The sequence below is a fragment of the Sulfitobacter sp. HI0027 genome, assembly GCF_001634775.1.
In the GTDB taxonomy this organism is placed as follows: domain Bacteria; phylum Pseudomonadota; class Alphaproteobacteria; order Rhodobacterales; family Rhodobacteraceae; genus Sulfitobacter.
Genome location: NZ_LWER01000227.1, coordinates 1 through 902, shown reverse-complemented (window position 1 = coordinate 902; position 902 = coordinate 1). Strand labels below are relative to the sequence as shown.

Sequence of the window (902 nt, the reverse complement as noted above, 5' to 3'; positions counted from 1 at the left end):
ACGCGGCACTAGAGGCCGGGACGCTGACCACGGCGCGTCACGCCAAAGGCATGGACCTTTTGCAGCGCGAGTATGAGCAGACCGTCGATAAGATCGAGCGCACGAGAAGCAAGGTCCTCGCAATGAACAGCACGGTTGCCGCGCAGACGGGGTTCATGGCCCGCAACCGCAACCTGTTCCAGCAAGCAGGCTGGCAGGTTGGCGACTTCGCAGTGCAGGTGCAGGGTGGCACATCGGCCCTTACAGCCTTCACGCAGCAGGGTTCGCAGCTTCTGGGCATCCTTGGCCCGTGGGGCGCTGTCATGGGCGCTGTATTGGCCGTAGGAGCTCCGCTGGCCGCTGTTCTTTGGAACCTTGGTGATGCAACCGAGGAAACCAAAGAAAAGGCCAAGACCTTCGCTGACCGTGTGGGCGAAGCGGACGCGGCGCTTGCAGCAATGTCCGCGACTGCGGCAGACGTGTCTGACCTTGAGGCGCTGCGCAAAAAATACGGCGAATTGACCGAAGAAGTTCGGGATATGGCGCTGGCACTGTTTGAAATCGACAAGCGCGAAGCCTTGGAAAAGGTCAGCGGGATCATTGAGGACGTGACTAGCGAAATTGCGAAGGCTTCCGAGGCATCGGCGGGAGTGGTCACGGCTGCTTTGGCGGCTTCCGGCACCGATGCAGGGCGAAAGGCTGCTGAGGATGTTCGACGCGAGATCGAGAAGCTGCAGACCAGTATTTCTATGTTCGAGAACACTGGGCAGCCCGTTCCGCAGCACTTCTTTACGCAACTGGCCGAACTGCGCGAAGAGCTTGCGGCGGTAGAAGGCGACTTTGCGAACATCGGTTCACTGGCGCAGGAAATTAACATATCGCCGGAACTGCTGAACCAAATCTCTCAGGCCCAAGCGGGGCTA

The 902-nt window shown here is 59.6% G+C and carries 1 protein-coding gene; it reads left to right on the top strand.

Annotated features, from left to right (window positions below):
* Window positions 1-902 (top strand): hypothetical protein (locus A3722_RS24320; RefSeq protein WP_201722034.1); only part of this gene is annotated, 902 nt, incomplete at both ends.